This is a genomic window from Acidovorax sp. ACV01, from assembly GCF_014851495.1.
Taxonomy (GTDB): Bacteria; Pseudomonadota; Gammaproteobacteria; order Burkholderiales; family Burkholderiaceae_C; genus Acidovorax; species Acidovorax radicis.
On sequence record NZ_JACUZT010000002.1, the window covers coordinates 179,756 to 196,843 of the forward strand.

General features: G+C 67.6%; 16 protein-coding genes. 5 read left to right on the forward strand and 11 right to left on the reverse strand.

Annotation, left to right across the window (positions count from 1 at the left end; genetic code table 11):
• The first annotated feature begins 74 nt into the window (after positions 1-74).
• Positions 75-1,088, forward strand: a complete 1,014-nt coding sequence (locus IB243_RS05365; RefSeq protein WP_192425593.1) for a tripartite tricarboxylate transporter substrate binding protein — start codon at positions 75-77, stop codon at positions 1,086-1,088.
• Positions 1,089-1,213: 125 nt separating this feature from the next.
• Here the strand turns inward: IB243_RS05365 and IB243_RS05370 are convergent, their stop codons facing one another.
• Positions 1,214-2,548, reverse strand: a complete 1,335-nt coding sequence (locus tag IB243_RS05370) for a benzoate/H(+) symporter BenE family transporter (protein ID WP_192425595.1) — start codon at positions 2,546-2,548, stop codon at positions 1,214-1,216.
• Positions 2,549-2,614: 66 nt separating this feature from the next.
• Between IB243_RS05370 and IB243_RS05375 the strand changes: the two genes are divergently transcribed.
• A complete protein-coding gene (locus tag IB243_RS05375) occupies positions 2,615-4,117 on the forward strand; it encodes a PLP-dependent aminotransferase family protein (RefSeq protein WP_192425597.1) in 1,503 nt (500 codons plus the stop codon).
• A 109-nt stretch (positions 4,118-4,226) separates the two neighbouring features.
• On the opposite strand, the gene IB243_RS05380 is transcribed toward IB243_RS05375, so the two are convergent.
• Positions 4,227-4,832: a short chain dehydrogenase gene (locus IB243_RS05380; RefSeq protein WP_192425599.1), complete on the reverse strand. Its 606-nt coding sequence runs from the start codon at positions 4,830-4,832 to the stop codon at positions 4,227-4,229.
• A gap of 131 nt (positions 4,833-4,963) precedes the next feature.
• Between IB243_RS05380 and IB243_RS05385 the strand changes: the two genes are divergently transcribed.
• Complete coding sequence (locus IB243_RS05385; RefSeq protein ID WP_192425601.1) at positions 4,964-5,881, forward strand: LysR family transcriptional regulator; 918 nt, start codon at positions 4,964-4,966, stop codon at positions 5,879-5,881.
• Between the two features lie 39 nt (positions 5,882-5,920).
• Here the strand turns inward: IB243_RS05385 and IB243_RS05390 are convergent, their stop codons facing one another.
• From IB243_RS05390 to kefC, 9 genes are all read right to left on the reverse strand, one after another.
• A complete protein-coding gene (locus IB243_RS05390) occupies positions 5,921-6,325 on the reverse strand; it encodes a hypothetical protein (RefSeq protein ID WP_192425603.1) in 405 nt (134 codons plus the stop codon).
• 148 nt (positions 6,326-6,473) lie between these two features.
• Complete coding sequence (locus IB243_RS05395; protein WP_192425605.1) at positions 6,474-6,950, reverse strand: PaaI family thioesterase; 477 nt, start codon at positions 6,948-6,950, stop codon at positions 6,474-6,476.
• Entirely contained in the window at positions 6,947-7,651 is a 705-nt protein-coding gene (locus tag IB243_RS05400; protein WP_192425607.1) for a transglutaminase family protein, read from the reverse strand. The genes IB243_RS05395 and IB243_RS05400 overlap by 4 nt, the downstream gene beginning before the upstream one ends.
• A gap of 117 nt (positions 7,652-7,768) precedes the next feature.
• Positions 7,769-8,413, reverse strand: coding sequence for a trimeric intracellular cation channel family protein (locus IB243_RS05405; RefSeq protein WP_192425609.1), 645 nt, complete (start codon positions 8,411-8,413; stop codon positions 7,769-7,771).
• 129 nt (positions 8,414-8,542) lie between these two features.
• Positions 8,543-8,890 carry a hypothetical protein gene (locus IB243_RS05410; RefSeq protein WP_192425611.1) on the reverse strand — a complete coding sequence of 116 codons (348 nt, stop codon included), beginning with the start codon at positions 8,888-8,890 and terminating at the stop codon, positions 8,543-8,545.
• Positions 8,887-9,741, reverse strand: coding sequence for a hypothetical protein (locus IB243_RS05415; RefSeq protein ID WP_192425613.1), 855 nt, complete (start codon positions 9,739-9,741; stop codon positions 8,887-8,889). Before IB243_RS05415 ends, IB243_RS05410 begins: the two co-directional genes overlap by 4 nt.
• A 121-nt stretch (positions 9,742-9,862) precedes the next feature.
• The gene (locus IB243_RS05420) at positions 9,863-11,014 is read right to left on the reverse strand and encodes a PepSY domain-containing protein (protein WP_192425615.1); all 1,152 of its coding nucleotides are present in this window, start codon (positions 11,012-11,014) and stop codon (positions 9,863-9,865) included.
• Between the two features lie 35 nt (positions 11,015-11,049).
• The gene (locus tag IB243_RS05425) at positions 11,050-13,242 is read right to left on the reverse strand and encodes a TonB-dependent siderophore receptor (protein ID WP_225584761.1); all 2,193 of its coding nucleotides are present in this window, start codon (positions 13,240-13,242) and stop codon (positions 11,050-11,052) included.
• Positions 13,243-13,525: 283 nt separating this feature from the next.
• On the reverse strand, positions 13,526-15,433 hold the full coding sequence (kefC, locus tag IB243_RS05430; RefSeq protein WP_192425617.1) for a glutathione-regulated potassium-efflux system protein KefC: 1,908 nt from the start codon (positions 15,431-15,433) through the stop codon (positions 13,526-13,528).
• Positions 15,434-15,674: 241 nt separating this feature from the next.
• Between kefC and IB243_RS05435 the strand changes: the two genes are divergently transcribed.
• Entirely contained in the window at positions 15,675-16,313 is a 639-nt protein-coding gene (locus IB243_RS05435) for a LysE family transporter (RefSeq protein ID WP_057226344.1), read from the forward strand.
• A 108-nt stretch (positions 16,314-16,421) separates the two neighbouring features.
• Entirely contained in the window at positions 16,422-17,039 is a 618-nt protein-coding gene (locus tag IB243_RS05440) for a ParA family protein (RefSeq protein ID WP_010459337.1), read from the forward strand.
• The last annotated feature ends 49 nt before the right edge of the window (positions 17,040-17,088 follow it).

Sequence of the window (17,088 nt, forward strand, 5' to 3'; positions counted from 1 at the left end):
CGGTTGAGGCCACGGCGCGGCGGGTTCCGCGCTCGTGACACCCATTTCATCCACCTTTCTGAAGGAGACAAACCATGACCCGTTCCATCCACACCACCCGCCGCTTTGCGCTGTCGGCCGCTGCCTGCGCGGGCATTGCCGCCATCGCCGGTGCTGGCCTGCTGGGCAGCAGCGCAGCAATGGCCCAGGCCTACCCCACCAAGCCCGTCACCATCGTCGTGCCCTTTGCCGCGGGCGGCACCACCGATATCCTGGCCCGCATCATCGGCCAGGCACTGACCACCGAACTCGGCCAGTCGGTCATCGTGGACAACCGCGCCGGGGCCGGCGGCAACATTGGCGGCGCGCTGGCCGCCAAGTCGCCGGCCGACGGCTACACGCTCTTCATGGGCACGGTGGGCACGCACGCCATCAACGCCGCGCTGTACAAGAAGATGCCGTTCGATCCCATCAAGGACTTCGCGCCGCTCTCGCGCGTGGCCAACGTGCCCAACCTGCTGGTGGCCAACCCAGCACAGCCTTTCAAGACTGTGCCCGAGCTGATCGCCTACGCCAAGGCCAACCCGGGCAAGGTCAACTTCGGCTCGTCGGGCAACGGCAGCTCCATCCACCTGTCTGGCGAGCTGTTCAAGAGCCTGACCAAGGTGGACATGGTGCACGTGCCCTACAAGGGCAGCGCCCCGGCCGTCACCGACCTGCTGGGCAACCAAATCGGCATCATGTTCGACAACATGCCCTCGGCCATTCAACACGTGCGCAGTGGCAAGCTGGTGCCCATTGCCGTGACCACGGCCAAGCGCTCGCCCGAGCTGCCCAATGTGCCGACCATCGCCGAAGCTGGCGTGCCCGGCTATGAGGCCACCTCGTGGTTCGGCATGTTCGCGCCTGCTGGCACGCCCGCACCGGTGCTGGCCAGGCTCAACACCGCGCTGGCCAAGGTGCTGAACCAGGCCGAGGTGAAAAAGAAGATCAACGAGCAGGGCGCCGAAACGTATAGCGAGACGCCCGAGCAGTTCGCCGCGTTCATCCAGGCCGAGTCCATCAAGTGGGGTAAGGTCGTCAAGGAATCGGGTGCAAGTTTGGACTGACCCCCTGAGTCGCTGCGCGCCTTCCCCCTGAAAGGGGGACGCCCCCAGCGCGGCGGGACGGCCCTTGCGCGGGGGCTCTGGCTTTGGCCGCGCCAGTTACGACCTGGCGCTACCAGCGTGGCTGTTCAGCGCCGCCCCAGGGTCCACCAGGTCAGCAGCCCCAACGCCAGCCCCCAGCAGGCCGAGCCCAGGCCCAACAGGCTCACGTTGGAGGCGGTGACCACAAAGGTGACGAGTGCGGCTTCGCGCTCGCTGGGCTCGGCCAGGGCACCGATCAGTCCGTTCTGGATGGCGCCCAGCAGTGCCAGGCCGGCCACGGTGCTCACCAGCGCGGCGGGCAGCTGTGCAAAGGCGTAGGTGATGGCGCCTGCAAAGCTGCCCAGCAGCAGATAGAACGCACCGCAGGCCACGCCGGCCACCCAGCGCTTTTCGGGCAGCGGGTGGGCTTCTTCGCCGGTGCAGATGGCGGCCGTGATCGCCGCGAGGTTGATGCCATGGGCACCGAACGGCGCCAGCAGCAGGCTGGCCAGGCAGGTGCCTGCGATGAGCTGGTTGTTGTGGGCGGTGTAGCCTGATGCGCGCAGCACGGCCACGCCGGGCACCTGCTGGCCGGTAAGGCACAGCACTGCCAGGGGTACGGCGGTGCTCAGGATGGCGGTCCATGAAAATTCGGGCGTGGTCCACACCGGCAACGCCAGGCCCCAGGCGGAGGGCGAGGTGCCAAGGGCGCTGGCGGCGGGTTGCGCGGCCACCTGCCCCCAACCCAGCCATTGCCACAGGGCCACTCCGAGCAGCAAGGTGAGGGCAATGGCATAGCGGGCTGAGCGCTGCTTGAAGAGCAGGTAGCCCGCAAACATGGCGCCCACCAGCCAAGGCGCGCCCTCCACCGTGCTGCGGGCGGCTCCAAAGGCGTCCACGCCAAAACGCAGCAGGATGCCCGCCAGCATGGCGGCGCACAGGCTGCGCGGGATGCGCGCCATCAGCCGGTCGAAGACGCCGGTCCACCCGATCAGCAGCAATGCCGCCGCAGCCACCAGATAAGCACCAATCACTTGGCTGTAGGGCAGGGCCACCAGCGCGCTCGCCAGCAGTGCCGCGCCGGGCGTGTTCCACGCGCAGACCACGGGCACGCGCTGGCGCCAGCTCATCCACAGCCCGCACGCCCCGGCGCCGATGGAGATGGCCCATACCCACGAGGTGACCTGCGCCGCCGTCAGGTGCCCGGCTTGCGCGGCCTGCAGCACCAGCAGCAAAGGCCCGGCATAGGAGATCAGCACGGCCACCAGCCCCGCCACCACGGCGGGAAACAGGTCGTGGGCCGTGGCCATCCAGCGGGTGGAGGTCGCCGGAGCGGGCAATACGGGGACTGGGCCCGTGGTGGCGGGCACAGTGCCAGCGACGCGGGTCGAGGCGGTCGCCAATACCGGCGCTGGGTGGGTGGGGTGGTGCTGCGTTGTCATGGGGCCATGGTGCCCGCAGGCCACCCCCCAAGCGGGCACAGTCCGCCCACGGTTTATGCTGTACAGATGGCTGAATCTTCATCTGTACTGCAACACAGTTACCTGCAACTTGCACAGCTGGTGCGCCGCGACATTGCCCAGCAACGCTATGCGCCGGGCGAGCGCCTGCCGTCGGTGCGCGCGCTGGCCGCGGCGCAGGGCGTGAGCGTGGCCACCGTGGTGCGCTGCTACCGCCACCTGGAGGCCCTGGGCGCCGTGCAGGCGCGGCACAAATCTGGCATGTATGTCGCGGAGCCCACCGCCCAACGCGCGCCGCCCGGAGAGGAGACTGGTGTTGACATGCAGGGCGGACGCAGCACACCGGCCCGCGCGCACTCCACCCCGCCGCCGGTCGAGTTTGACCGCCTGGTGTCGCTGGAGCACCGCATGACCCAGCTGTATTTGCTGACCACCCAACAGCCCCTGCAGTGGGGGCTGCACCTGGCCAACGCCGCGCCCGTGTGGTACCCCACCGAGGCGCTGGCCCGCATCGCCCAGCGCTTGCTGCGCAGCCAGCCCGAGATGCTGGGCACCTACCCCACCGGCAGCGGCCTGCCCGCGCTGCGCACCGAGCTGGTGGGTTGGATGGCGACCTACGGCCTGGACCTGCAGCCCGAAGAACTGCTGGTGACCAATGGCAGCACCGAGGCCCTCAACGTCGCGCTGCGTGCGGTGGCCCGGCCGGGTGATGCGGTGGTGGTGGAGTCGCCGGTGTACTTTGGACTGTTGCAGATGCTGGGCAACCTGGGCCTGCGCGCCATTGAGCTGCCCTGCACGCCGGGCGAGGGCATGAGCCTGGAAGCGCTGGAGTACGCGCTGGAGCACCAGGGCGGCGTGCGCGCCGTGGTCGCCATGCCCAACTTCCAGAACCCGCTCGGCCACGTGATGCCCGACCGCAACAAGCGCCGCCTGCTGCGCCTGGTGGAGCAGCACGACCTGGCGCTGATCGAGGACGATGTGTTCGGCGATCTCTCGCACACGCCGCACCGGCCTCAGCCTGTGAAAGCCTGGGACCGCCACGGCCGCGTGATCTATTGCGGCAGCAGCAGCAAGAGCCTGGCCCCGGCGTTCCGGCTGGGTTGGACGTCGGGCGGGCGTTGGCATGCGCGCATGGAGTCGCTCAAGCTCAGCACCTCGCTCGCGGCCCCATGGCTGGAGCAGGCGGTGATGGCCGAGTTTCTGCGCAGCGGCGCGCTGCAGCCGCACCTGCGCCGCCTGCGTGAGCGGCTGGCCCAGACCACGCCGCGCGCGACCGAGGCCGTGCGCAAGCATTTCCCGGCCGGCACGCGGGTGCACAGCCCGGCGGGTGGATGGTGGCTGTGGCTGGAACTGCCCGAGCCCGTGGATTCGCTCGCGCTGCTGCGGCTGGCCGTGGCGCAGGGCATTGCCTTCACGCCCGGGGCGCTGTTCTCGACCACCGCCAAATACGCGAGCTATCTGCGCCTGAACATCGCCCGCCCCTGGACGCGCGAGCTGGAGCAGGCGGTGCGCCAGCTGGGGCACCTCGCCGGGAGCCTCCCCTCGGGGTAGAGAAGGTCCTGGCCCTGAGTGTTGCAAAAATTTGAATAAAAATGGCCGCTAGCGCATGATTGGTAATGCTTTATTGCTGCTAAAAATATAGCAAAATGCAGTGGGGCAATCAGGCATTCACGCGGTACACCTGCCCCGTCTGCCCGCCCTCCACGCTGCGCTGGTAGGCACGGGCTGCGCGTTCAGCGGGCACGGGCTCGAACCCGGGGAAGAACGGCCCATACACCCCCACCGACTCCGTCAGGATGGTGGGGCTCACGGCGTTGATGCGCAGCCCGCGCGGCAGCTCGATGGCAGCGGCGGCCACGAAGCCTTCAATGGCGGCATTTACCGCCGTGGCGTTGGCGCCGTTGCGGATGGGCTCGATGGAGAGCACCCCACTGATCAGCGTGATGGAGCCGCCATCGTTCAGGTATTTGTGGCCCAGCAGCGCCAGTTGCACCTGGCCCAGCAGCTTGTCCTGCAAACCCAGGTTGAACTGCTCAGCCGTCATCTCGGTGAGGGGCCCAAAGTGCAGGTTGCCGGCGGTGTTGACGATGGCGTCCACCCGGCCGACCGCGGCAAACAGCGCAGCCAGCGACGCGGGCTGAGACAGGTCTGCGCGGTGCGTGCCGCTGTTGCGGCCCACGGTGATCACGTCGTGGCGTGCGCCCAGGTTGGCTTGCACGGCCTGGCCGATGGTGCCGCTGGCGCCGATGAGAAGAATCTTGGACATGGTGATTTCCTTGAAGTGAAAGAAGGGTTGAAGAAAGAACAACAATCGACAGCCCCGATTCTTTTGTGAATCAATCAATGTATAAAGTACATTGAAGTTATTCTTGTACTAACCATTGATTAGGAATCGCCATGGACAAGCTCCGCAACATGGAGGTCATGGCCGCCGTGGTCGAGGCCGGCAGTTTTGCCGCCGCCGCGCGCCAGCTGGGCATCTCCGCCGTGATGGTGGGCAAACACATCCAGCAGCTCGAGGGGCACCTGGGTGCGCGGCTTTTCCAGCGCAGCACGCGCCAGAACAGCCTGACCGAGGTGGGCGCTGCGTTCTATGAAGACAGCAAGCGCGTGCTCGAGCAGGTGCGCTGGGCCGAATCCGCCGTGGAACGCAGCCGCGCCGTGCCCCAGGGCCTGCTGCGCGTGAGCGCACCCTTCACGCTGGGCAACCACGTCATCGCGCCGCTGGTGGCCGACTTTCTGCAGCGCCACGAACAGGTGCGCGTGGACCTGCAGCTCACCGACAGCGTGGTGGACCTGGCGGGCGAGGGCTTTGACGTGGCGGTGCGCATCGGCAAAGTGTCTGACGAGGGCCTGGTGGCCCGCCCGCTGCGCCCCTACCGCATGGTGATTGCCGCTGCGCCGGCCTACCTACGGCGCCACGGCACGCCCGAGCGCGCGGCCGATCTGGCCCGCCACCAGTGCCTGAGCCACTCGGTGTGGCAGCGCCGTGTGGAATGGACGCTGCGCGACGGCAACGAGGAATTTTTCTGGCCCGAGCATGCCCGCCTGACCTGCAACCAGGGCGACGGCCTGCGCCAGGCCGCGCTGCGCGGCCTGGGGCTGATCATGCAGCCCGAGGTGCTGCTGGCCGACGACCTCGCCAGCGGCGCGCTGGTCGCAGTGATGGCGCACTGCCTGCCCGCAGCGCGCGCGGTGCAACTGGTCTACGCGCCGGACCGGCGGCAGCTGCCCAAGCTGGCGCGGTTTGTGGAGCATGTGGTGGGGGTGCTGGGGATTGCGGGCGATGCCAAGGGCGCTGCGCCGCAGGCATAGCGCGCACCAGGCCTGAGGGGGGCCTGCTACGCGCACCTGTTACCCGGCGTGGTCTACCGATGCGGCCACGGCAAGGCGCCCGTCCTCGCCGCGCACCAGTGTGTACGATTCACGCCAGGTGCTGAGCACGCTGGCGTCCTCGCGCAGCAGCTCCCAGGTCACGGTGGCCAGCGCGCCGCTGGGGCCAAGGGCCTGCACCTCCAGGTCGCAAAAGCGGCAACTGCGGCAGCCCTGGCCGTGGTACTGCATGACCACCTGCTGGAAGTAGTCCCCGGTTTCGCCGTCCGTGTGGAAGCGCCGCCATGCGCCCCGTGCATCCACGGCCACATAGGGTGCGCCATAGCGCTCGGCGATGCGCGGGCCGCTGAAGGCGCTGAACGCGGCCACGAAGTCATCGAAGAAGTGCTGCACTTCGGTGCGCAGGTCGGGGGCCGTGGGCGTCATGGAGGTCCTTGTGTGTTGAGGGTGCTGGTGTCGCTGAGAGCAGCTAACAAAACTCAGCGAAGCGGTTCTGGCTAGGCGCTGCGTCGCAGGCAGTACGAGTAATACGACAAGACGCGGCAACAACGCCAGAAGAGTTTTGTTCGCCGCTCTAAGCCGGCCCCACGGGCCCGATCTTGAACACCCCGCTCACCCGCGCGCAGGGCTCGCCGTCCGCAGTGACCAGGCCCTGTGCAAACACCAGCGAGCGTGTGATGCGCAGTGGCTCGGCCTCGCCCTGCACCCACATGCCCAGCCGGGCGGGGGCCAGGTAGTCAACCTGCAGGCTGATGGTGGGCAGAAACCGGTCCGCCACGGCAGTGCTCTTGCTGTGCACCGACAGGGGCAGCAGTATGTCGCAGAACGTGGCCATCATGCCGCCGTGCAGGTTGCCCATGGTGTTCACGTGGCGTTGCTCCACGCGAAAACCAAACTGCACCACGGTGCCCTCACGCCGCACGTACAGCGGGCCGTTATTTCGGATGAAGGGTCCGCCCATGGCCAGCACCACAAAGCCTTCGGGGATTTCGGGGCCTCTGGCGGCGGGGGGCGTGTTGTCCGAGGCGCTGTGCGCAGGGGCTTGCGTCATCGCACGGCCTCCTGCTCCACGTCGCTCTCAAAGCTGGACCCGTGCAGCGCGCTGGTGGTGCCGCTGCCACCACTGGCGCTTTCGAGCCAGCCACCGTACACCGCCTGGAAGTCTGCAACGATCTGCGCCAGCGGCATGTCGTCGAAGGCGCCGCGCTGCTGCACGTACTCCATGTGGCGCTGGCCGGTCTTGTCAAACGGGTGGTAGATCGAATCGTTCTCGCCATCGAACTCGAGCGGCAGCAGCCCGAAGCGGTCGCACAGCTCGATGTTGAAGGCCGGCGTGGCCTTGCGCCATTGGCCATCGAGCCAGATGTCGGTGTAGCCGTGCCAGATGAAGAGATCGGTCTTCATGGTCTCGCGCATGCGCTCGGTGGAGAGGTGGTTGCGCACGTCGGCAAAGCCCATGCGCGCGGGGATGCCTGCTGCGCGGCATGCGGCGGTGAGCAGCGCGGCCTTGGGCACACACCAGCCGTAGCCATTGCCCAGCACAGTGCTGGCCGTCATCCCTGCGGGCGAGAGGTCGATGCGGTATGGGTCGTAGCGAAAGCCGTCGCGCACGGCCAGGTAGAGCGCGACGGCGCGTTCGCGGTCGGTGGCGCCGCGTGCGTGTTCGGCCGCGAAGGTCTGGATGGCGGGCGCATCACTGTCGATGATCGTGGTGGCGCGCAAGTGTGCGGGCGTGGGGTGGTCCTGGGTCATGGTGGGAAGGCTCCTTGCGGCCAGTGTGCAGGCCCACGCAGTGCAGGGCTGTCACGGTGGTGCCATGGGCAGTGTGCCGGATAGCGCGCGCCGGCCGCTGTCCATGGTTTTTGTGGGTCATACCCGCCAGGCCGGCAGCTCCCAGTTGCGCCACAGCGCCAGCCCGCGCAGCCCGGCCGTGAGCAGCACGCAGGCCACGAGCGGAGCCCAGTCGGGCGCCTGCAGCTGGCGCAGCGCCACATCGGCCCAGCCGCCTGCAAAGGCGCACAGCGCGTAGGGGCGGTGGTCGCTGAAGGCCTGAGGCACTTCGTTGCACAGCACGTCGCGCAGCACGCCCCCAAAGACGCCGGTGGTCACGCCCATCATCACGGCAATGATCGGCGGCATGCCGATGGCGGTGGCGATGTCCACGCCCACCGCCGCGAAAAGGCCGAGGCCAATCGCGTCGGGCAGCAACATGGCGCGCTCAGTGGGCTGAAAGTGCCGCTGGCGCATGAACAGCATCGCACCCACGCACAGGGCCAGGATGCCCCAGACAAAACCGGTGTGGCGGATCCAGAAGAAGGGCCGCTGGTCCAGCAGCAGGTCGCGCAGCGTGCCGCCGCCAAAGGCTGCCACGAAGGCCACGACACACACGCCCACGGCGTCGAGCCGCTTGCGTGCCGCGGCGATCACGCCCGAGAGTGCAAACGCGATGGTGGCGGCCACTTCCAGAAAGAAGCGCAGGGTGTGCACCCAGGGGGCGTCGAGCAACTGGTCCATGGGCGCGATTGTGCCGTGGGGCCGGGTGGGCACTCAGCATTCAGTGCGTGACTGTGATGCTGTAAAAATAGTAGCTGCTTGCGCTTTTCCATCCAGCGGTAGCGGCCTTTTTGATTGAAGAAAGAAGGCTCAGGCCTGGAAGAAGTGCCACGCCAGTGCCAGCACACAGCCCGCGCCGCCCAGCCCGCCCAGTCGGCGAGCCCACTGCAGGCTGGCGGTAGGCCACTGGTTCATGGCCAGTACCAGCAGCCAGCCCAGCACCATCCACGCGGCGACCACCAGGGTGACCCCTGCCGCCAGCCCCGCCGCTGCAGTGGCGGTCAGTACCTGCAGCACGATGGTGGCCAGCGCCACGGCCCAGGCGCGGCGGGGTGCCGGACTGCCGTCGCCCCATGCACGGGTAGGCACGGCGCGTGCCCAGCAGGTCAGGGCCATCAGCGAGGCGAGTGCGGCGCACAGGCCGGTGAGTTCGTTCATGCAGCCTCCGGCGGGTGTGGGTCAGCCGCTGGGGCTGGAGCGTGCGGCGCGTTACTGCCCGTCTGCCGCCAGCGCAGTGCCCGCCGCGCGCGCAACAGCAGTGGGGCCCCGGCTGCCAATGCGCACAACGCAGACGCCACCACCCACTGCAGCAGCCCGGCCTTGGCCGCCAGGCCGCCATATGCCAGCGCGGCCAGCACCCACAGCAGCACGGTGGTGCGCGGCGCCCAGTGGCGCAGCGTGGCGGCGGGCAGGGCGATGAAGAAGGCGAGCAGTAGGCCCAGCATGCCGGATGAGCGCGTGGGCTCGGTGGCCACGATGTGGGCCAGGCGGAACGACTCCACCGCCAGCACGCCTGTCAGCCAGAAGGGCAGGTGGGCCGGCACCACAAAGCGGCTCCAGCCGCGCGGATGCCAGCGCGAACGGGGAGCGACCGGGTGCGCTGCAGGGCCTGATGTGGCCACGGTGGCGTGCCGCGCTGCCTTGCGCCGGTGGGCTTGCACCCGCTGCGGCCCGATGAATGCGGCGATGCCAGCGCACGCCAGGCCCACGGCGGCCAGGCTGGCGCACATGCCCACCGCGTGCGCGCTGCCCAGCGCCAGGCCCACGACGCCGGCAACCACCAGCATCAAGCCCGCACCGCCCAGCGCCACCCGCCACAGCGCGAGCGTGCGCAGTGCCCACGCGCTCACGACCGACATCAACAGCCACACTCCTATGAGCACCCAGGTCGCCCACACCGGCCGCTGTGCCAGCGAGGGCAGGCCGGAGGGCCCCCACAAATGCACGAACACTGCCACGACGAGCGCGGCGGGCGTGGTGGCGTGCAGGGCCAGGAAGAAGCGTTGCATGGTCAAGGAGAAAAACGAATCGAGGGGGCCTGGAATTCAGTACCGTTCAGGCTGAGCCTGTTGAGCCTGTTGAGCCTGGTGCGGTGCCCCGGCAGGCTCAGCGTGACCGGTTCAATGGCCATCAGCCCGCCGCCGCGATGCCGCCGCCAGCAGCCTCAGCCTCGCGCCTGCGCTGCTGGCGCGCATCCAGCCAGATCAGCGTGCCCGAGATGGACAAAAACGCGGGCGTCATGCCCAGGAAGAAATACAGCCACTTGAGCGCCAGCCCGCCGAAGTCGCCGAAGTGCAGCGGCTCCATGAGGCCGTTGACCAGCGACCAGAAGCCCGCCGTGCGCGGGTCGTGCACCTTCCTGGGCACGCCGGTGGCGGCGTTGATGTCCACCCGCGCGGTGCTGGCCAGGTGGTCGCTCAGATTGCCCGTGAAGCTGGCCTCGGCCGTGTCGGTACCCCAGCGGCGCATCGACACGTAGCGCGCCTCCAGCCCCGGAACGGCCTGCTGCGCGGTGGCGTACAGGGCTTCGAGCGACTGCATCTGCACGGGCTCTGCGGCATCGCCTGCGGCTTTACGCGCAGGCTTGGGGGCTTTGGTGGCGTAGGTGCTGCTGGTGGCGGTGGTCACGTATTTGTAGCCCTGCTCGAACAGCGGCGCCAGGCCCATCCAGGCGCCCGTGGTCGCGATCAGGATGTGAAAGAACAAACCCCAGATGCCCGCGGACTTGTGCAGGTCGGACATCACCACGCGAAAGCTGCGGCCCCAGCGCTGGGTGAAGAGCTCTGCCAGGATCTTGCGGTGGATGACGATGCCCGTGACGATGAGCACCAGCATGGCTGCGCCCAGAAAGCCCACGATCCACCGCGGCCCGAAGAACAGGAACACGTGCAGCATGCGCAGGTACTGGCCGAGCTGGCTGTCCACCGGGCCGACCACCGCGCCCGTGTCCGAGCGCAGTGCCACCTTGGTCCGCGTGCTGGCCGGCGCGCCGCGCTCGCGCACGAAGGCGAAGTAGCTCGGGTTGACCGCATCGGGCAGCGCGATGGTCTCCACCGTGGCGCCGGGGTAGCGGGTGTGCAGCTGGGTCAGCACTGCGTCGAGCGAGGCAGGTTTGTCTGAGCGTGGCAACTGCGCCAGCGACGGGTTGGCCCACAGGTCGATCTCGTTCTTGAACACCACCACCGCGCCCGAAAAGCACACGATGAACATGAGCAGCCCCGTGACGATGCCCGCCCAGGAGTGCAGGACAAAAAGGCGGTTCAGGGTGCGCTGGCTGGTCATGGTCGGCTGGCGGTGGCGGAGTGATGGCGCTGCGGTCAGAAGAAATACGTCACGCCCAGGTTGAAGCTGCGCGGCAACGCGGGCGACACCACGTTGGCATTGATCGCGCCGTCGTAGTACGCCTTGTTGAACACGTTCTTCACGCCGGCCGTCACGCGGTAGTTGTCGCCCGCGTAGCTGATGGACGCATCGGCCACCACATACGACGGCAGCGTGAACGGGTAGGAGCCGATCTGCTCGCTGACATAGCGCCCGCCCATGCCCAGCGTGATGCGCTGGACCTTTGGCAGCTTGTAGGTGGCCCAGGCCGTGAGGGTGTGGCGCGGCGTGAGGTTCAGCGGCAGGCCCACGATGGCGGCGTTGTTGTCGCGCGTGACCTTGGACTGTGTGTAGGTGTAGGCGCTGGTCAGCTTCCAGCCGTTCTTCATGTCTGCACCCAGCTCCACCTCCAGGCCGCGGGCGCGCTGCTGACCCGTCTGCACGCTGAAGCCGGTGTTCGCCAAGTCTGCGGTGGTCACGTTCTCGCGCACCAGGTCGAAGACGGCGAGGGCGCCGGTGAGCTGGCCATTGGGCGACTCGTACTTCACGCCGGCTTCCCACTGCTTGCCGGTCTCGGGCACGAAAGGCGAGCCCGCAAACGTCAGGCCCGACTGGGGCAGGAAGGACTCGCCGTAGCTGCCGTACGCGGCCCAGCCGGGCTTGAACTCATACACCAGGCCGGCGGACAGCGTGGTGGCGCTGTCCTTCTGGCGCGTCTGCGTATTGGCCACGCGGTTGTCGGTGTCGTTGGTGGACCAGTCGCGGCGCAGGCCCACCAGGGCCGTCCAGCCTTGGCCGAACTTGATCTGGTCCTGCGCATACAAACCGGCCACGGTGAGCTTGGCGGGTGCATCGCTGGTCAGCGCCGTGGGGCAGACGGCCTGCATGCCGTAGACGGGTGCAAACAAATCCAGCGCGCCGATGCGGCAGGTGCGGCTGGCCAGCAGGCTGTGGCCGCTGCGCACGTCCAGGCCCGTGACGATCTGGTGCTTGGCGCCCAGCGCCTCGAAGCGCGTGAGCATTGAGGTGTCGGTGGCCAGCAGGTCGTAGTCCATGTATTGGCGCGATGCCTGGCGGTTCTGCAGCCGCTGGTTGGCCTGCAGCGCCTGGTTGGAGACGAAGTTGCCCGTGCCCTTCTCGGTCTCGTAGCGCACGTTCTGGCGGAAGGTCGTCGCGTCGGACACCTTGTGCTCCAGCGCATAGCCCAGCGTGGTGCTCTCCACGTCGTACACGCCAAAGGCAGGGTCACCGGTGAACATCGTGCGGGACAGCGTGCCGTTGCGGTTGGGCAGCAGCGTGCCGTACGGCGTGATGCCCTGCTGGCGCATCCATTCGCTGCGGCTGTAGGTGGCAAACAGCACCAGGTCGGTCTGCGCACCCAGGTCGATGGACAGCGAGGGCGCGAACCAGCGGTCCTTGCGGTAGACGAACTGCGTCGGGTCGTCGGAGTCGGACACCTGCGCGTTGATGCGCAGCGCCGTCTTGCCCGATTCGGACAGCGGCCGGTTCACATCGGCCTGCAGCGTGCGCTGGCCGAAGCTGCCCACTTCCACGCCCACTTCATTGAGCGCGTCCTTCTTGGGCCGCTTGCTCACCGCATTGACGATGCCGCCAGGCTGCACCTGGCCGTAGAGCACCGAGGCCGTGCCCTTGAGCACCTCGAAGCGCTCGTAGCCGTAGGGCTGCAGCTTGGCCCACATGCCGGGGCTTTGCACCAGGCCGTCAACCAGGATGGATTCGGTGGAGCGAAAGCCACGGATGTTGATGTCGTCAAACCCCCGGCGCCCGAAGTTCACGGGGCTCACGCCCGCCACGGTCTGCAGCGCCTGCTGCACGTTCACGATCTGGCGCGACTCCATCTGCTCGCGCGTGACGACGCTGACCGACTGCGGGGTCTCCAGCCGGCGCATGGGCGCTTTGCCAGCGGTCTGGGCTTCGACGGGGGCGAAACCCATGTCTTTTTCGGTGCTGGCGTTGATGCGGACTTCTTGGAGCTGGGGGGCGGCCACCTGGGCGGCGGCCGCCGGTGCATCGGCTTCCTGCTGTGCCACGGCGGCCTGGGCGAGGCACAGGGTCAGCGGGGTCAGGGCAAACAACCCGGCCTTGCGGGCCCAGGGGTGTGGGGAGGAAGAGGGAGCGAGCGAAGAGCGCGGCGAGAAACGGGCCGCGCGCGGAGGGTGAAAAGACATGGGAGTCCCGATGGAGAGAAAGCCGAGGGCGGACAAACGCTGAAGGCGCTGGCTCGCGTGGCTTTTCGGGACGCTGGCTGGCAATAGTGGGTATTCTAATGCGAATAGTTATCGTTTGAGAGGCAGCCATGCAAGTGGCGCCGCAATGCGCATCGCGCGGTTTCGCCGGATGGCCGCGCATCGCCGCAAAGACCGCTTGCGGGCGCGCATGACCGTGCTCCCCCTCGCGGCAATTGTCAGTTTGCTATTGAATAGATAGCATCTTGCGCTTGATGGATCAGTGTCAAGGCCTGTTTTTGTCTACATCCTCGGCGCTGGCCGTCCCGTCGTCCCTCTCCGGGCTCCCGGGCCCGCCATAGCCGGGGTACGCGCCCCCCGCCGCTCCCATCGCCGCGCTCTCCTGCCGCTCTTTGGCCATTTGCTCTGCCAACTGGTTGCGCCCCTCGCGCGCCACGGCGATGAACTTGGCCTGGTCTTTGTAGTGCGGGTACATGCGGTCGGCCAGTGCGATGTTGTGGGTGCGAAAACGCTGCGTGATGGCGGTGGCCTGCGCGGCGGGCAGGCCCATCAGCTCCAGCACGGTGTGGGCGCTTTGCAGGCTGGACTCGAACAGCTCACGCTGCACCAGCGTCACGCCCAGGTCGCGCAGCTTGTTCCAGTGGGAGATGTCCCGTGCGCGGGCGACCACCTGCAGATGGGGGAAATGTTCGCGTGCCAGCTTGGCGATCTGGAGCGATTGCTCGGCGTCGTCCACCGCCACCACCAGGATGCGGGCGTGTTCGGCCCCCGCGATGCGCAGCAGGTCCAGCCGCGTGGCATCGCCATAGAACACGCGGTAGCCAAAGGTGCGCGCCACTTCCAGCATGTCCACGCTGTGGTCCAGCACGGTGGTGCGCAGGCCCTGGGCCAGCAGCACGCGCGAGACGATCTGGCCGTAGCGGCCGAAGCCCGCGATGATGATGGGCGCCTCTTGGGGTTCAGAGATTTCTTCAGCCTGGGGCGTGGTTTTGAGCTTGGCGTAGCGGCGCAGCAGCACGCGGTCGAGCAGCACCAGCAGCAACGGGCTGATCAGCATCGACAGCGCCACCGCGCCGATGAGCAGCGAGGCGGTCTCGGCCGGGAACACGCTGGCACCGGCGGCGGCCTGGAACACCACGAACGCGAACTCGCCGCCCTGGGCCAGCAGCAGCGTGAACACCGGGCGCTCCTGGTAGGGGATGTTGACGAGCTTGGCCAGGGTGTAGATGACGATGGCCTTGGCCGCGAGGAAGCCGACCAGGATGGCGGCCATGAGGCCGGGTGAGCGCAGGATCACGCCGAAGTCGATGCTCATGCCCACGGCAATGAAAAACAGCCCGAGCAGCAGGCCCTTGAAGGGTTCGATGTCGGCCTCGAGCTCGCGCCGGTATTCGCTGTCGGCCAGCAGCACGCCGGCCAGAAAGGCGCCCAGCGCCATCGACAGCCCCACCATCACCATCAAATACGCGATGCCCACCACCAGCAGCAGCGCGGCGGCCGTGAAGATCTCGGGCGTGTTGCTCTTGGCGATCCAGCGCAGCACGGGGCGCAGCAGCAGGCGCCCGCCCAGGATGATGGCGGCGATCACACCCACGATCTTGAGCACCTCCAGCGCCACTTCACCCGGCGTGTGGCCGGCGCCATCGCCCGCAGCGGCGCCCAGCACCGGCAGCAGGGCCAGTATGGGGATGGCCGCCACGTCCTGGAACAGCAGGATGGAGAAGCCCGCCTGCCCGCTCTGGGTGCGCATGAGGTTGCGCTCGGCCAGCGACTGCAGCGCGATGGCTGTGGAGGACAGCGCCAGGCCCAGGGCGCCCACCAGGCTCACGCGCCAGGGCAGGCCGGCAAGGGCACCCAGCGCAAACAGCACGGCCGCACAGCCCAGCACCTGCGCAGTGCCGGTGCCGAAGATGGGGCGGCGCAGCGCCCACAGGCGGCTCGGTTGCAGCTCCAGCCCGACGAGGAAGAGCATCAGCACCACGCCGAATTCAGCGAAGTGCAGGATGTCCTGCACATTGCTCACCAGCCCCAGGCCCCAGGGCCCGATGGCGATGCCCGCCGCCAGGTAGCCGATGATGGCACCCAGGCCCAGCGCCTTGGCAATGGGCACGGCCAGCACCGCGGCGGTGAGGTACAGGAAGCCGTAGGTGAGCCAGGTGGGGGCGTGTTCCATAGAGGGGGATGCGGGCGATGGCGTTGGGGGAGGTGTCGCAGGGATGCGGGCGTGTCAGGATTCTGGCATTGCCGCAGCGATGTGGGAGGGCGCGCGTGGCATGCTAATAGAGTGCTTCTGTTTTGATAGCTTTCGGCGCTTGCTGGTTGTGCGCTAGAGGGTACTTTTTTCCAGATCGTCGCAGCGGAGCGGGGGCGTTGTTAAGATGTTTGCCCTTCTTCGCACACGGGCACGGTGACTCATGGACTTGCAGACTTGGCTGGCTTTTTTCGCGGCGTCGTGCCTGATTGCGGTGTCGCCGGGCTCGGGGGCTGTGTTGTCGATGAGCCATGGCCTGTCGTTCGGCGTGCGCAAGACGGGGGCCACGATCTTTGGTCTGCAACTGGGCCTGCTGCTGATTTTGCTGATCGCCGGGGCGGGTGTGGGTTCGCTGCTGTTGGCGTCCGAGGTGGCTTTCAGCGTGGTGAAGGTGCTGGGCGCCTGCTACCTGATTTACGTGGGCTTCAACCAGTGGCGTTCCGGCGATGTATCGCCCGTGCAAGGCGATGAGGCCGCGTCTGCAGGCACCTGGAAAAAGCGCTGCCTGACGGGTTTCCTGACCAATGCCACCAACCCCAAGGGCATCATCTTCATGGTGGCCGTGTTGCCCCAGTTCATGACCGACACACGCCCGCTGTGGAGCCAGTTGCTCGTGATGGCTGCTACCACGCTGACGGTGGACGTGGTGGTGATGCACGGCTACGCTTTTGGCGCCAGCGCCCTGCGCCGCCTGATGCGCAGTGCCCGTGCCGTGCGCACGCAGAACCGTGTGTTTGGTGGCCTGTTGATGGCGGTGGGCGCCGGGCTGTTCTTCGTCAAGCGTGGCGGGCAACACGCTTGATGGGATGTTGATGCTTTGATTTTGATAGCTTCTGGCGCTTGTCAATCAAGTGTCAGAGGCTGATTTGGCTTGGTTTTTCATGGGCCCGCAGATTCCAAGGAGGTTGTCATGCCAGTAGTTGTTGTCGCCAATCCCAAGGGTGGCGTGGGCAAGTCCACGCTGTCCACCAATATCGCGGGCTACTTTGCGAGCCAGGGGCACCCCGTGATCCTGGGCGACACCGACCGGCAGGAGTCCGCCAAGCTCTGGCTGGGCCTGCGTCCTCCCGCCGCGCGCGCCATCGGCGCCTGGGACAGCAGCTCGGACGTGATCAGCCGCCCGCCCAAGGGCACCACGCATGCGGTGCTCGACACGCCCGCCGGCCTGCACGGCTGGCGCCTGAACGACGTGCTCAAACTGGCCGACAAGATCATCGTGCCGCTGCAGCCCAGCGTGTTCGACATCTTCGCCACGCGCAGTTTTCTGGACCAGCTGGCCGAGCACCGCCACGCGGCGGGCGTGCAGGTGGGCATCGTGGGCATGCGCGTGGACGCGCGCACCAAGGCCGCCGAGCAGTTGCACCACTTTGTGGACAACCTGGGGTTTCCGGTGCTGGGCTATCTGCGCGATACGCAGAACTACGTGCACCTGGCGGCGCATGGTCTCACGCTGTTTGACGTGGCGCCGGGCCGCGTGGCACGCGACCTGGAGCAATGGCAGGGTATCTGTGCGTGGCTCAATTCTTGAAGGACAGCGTGAAGCAGAACGTACAACAAGGCCCCCGGGGAAACACCTG

Bases quoted from the DNA above. Each gene is read 5' to 3' on its own strand.
- IB243_RS05395 (WP_192425605.1), bottom strand. From the start codon at position 6,950: ATGACGCAAGCCCCTGCGCACAGCGCCTCGGACAACACGCCCCCCGCC.
- IB243_RS05435 (WP_057226344.1), top strand. From the start codon at position 15,675: ATGGACTTGCAGACTTGGCTGGCTTTTTTCGCGGCGTCGTGCCTGATT.
- IB243_RS05400 (WP_192425607.1), bottom strand. From the start codon at position 7,651: ATGACCCAGGACCACCCCACGCCCGCACACTTGCGCGCCACCACGATC.
- IB243_RS05365 (WP_192425593.1), top strand. From the start codon at position 75: ATGACCCGTTCCATCCACACCACCCGCCGCTTTGCGCTGTCGGCCGCT.
- IB243_RS05380 (WP_192425599.1), bottom strand. From the start codon at position 4,832: ATGTCCAAGATTCTTCTCATCGGCGCCAGCGGCACCATCGGCCAGGCC.
- IB243_RS05390 (WP_192425603.1), bottom strand. From the start codon at position 6,325: ATGACGCCCACGGCCCCCGACCTGCGCACCGAAGTGCAGCACTTCTTC.
- IB243_RS05370 (WP_192425595.1), bottom strand. From the start codon at position 2,548: ATGACAACGCAGCACCACCCCACCCACCCAGCGCCGGTATTGGCGACC.
- IB243_RS05420 (WP_192425615.1), bottom strand. From the start codon at position 11,014: ATGACCAGCCAGCGCACCCTGAACCGCCTTTTTGTCCTGCACTCCTGG.
- IB243_RS05375 (WP_192425597.1), top strand. From the start codon at position 2,615: ATGGCTGAATCTTCATCTGTACTGCAACACAGTTACCTGCAACTTGCA.
- IB243_RS05415 (WP_192425613.1), bottom strand. From the start codon at position 9,741: ATGCAACGCTTCTTCCTGGCCCTGCACGCCACCACGCCCGCCGCGCTC.
- IB243_RS05405 (WP_192425609.1), bottom strand. From the start codon at position 8,413: ATGGACCAGTTGCTCGACGCCCCCTGGGTGCACACCCTGCGCTTCTTT.
- IB243_RS05410 (WP_192425611.1), bottom strand. From the start codon at position 8,890: ATGAACGAACTCACCGGCCTGTGCGCCGCACTCGCCTCGCTGATGGCC.
- IB243_RS05385 (WP_192425601.1), top strand. From the start codon at position 4,964: ATGGACAAGCTCCGCAACATGGAGGTCATGGCCGCCGTGGTCGAGGCC.
- IB243_RS05440 (WP_010459337.1), top strand. From the start codon at position 16,422: ATGCCAGTAGTTGTTGTCGCCAATCCCAAGGGTGGCGTGGGCAAGTCC.
- IB243_RS05425 (WP_225584761.1), bottom strand. From the start codon at position 13,242: ATGTCTTTTCACCCTCCGCGCGCGGCCCGTTTCTCGCCGCGCTCTTCG.
- kefC (WP_192425617.1), bottom strand. From the start codon at position 15,433: ATGGAACACGCCCCCACCTGGCTCACCTACGGCTTCCTGTACCTCACC.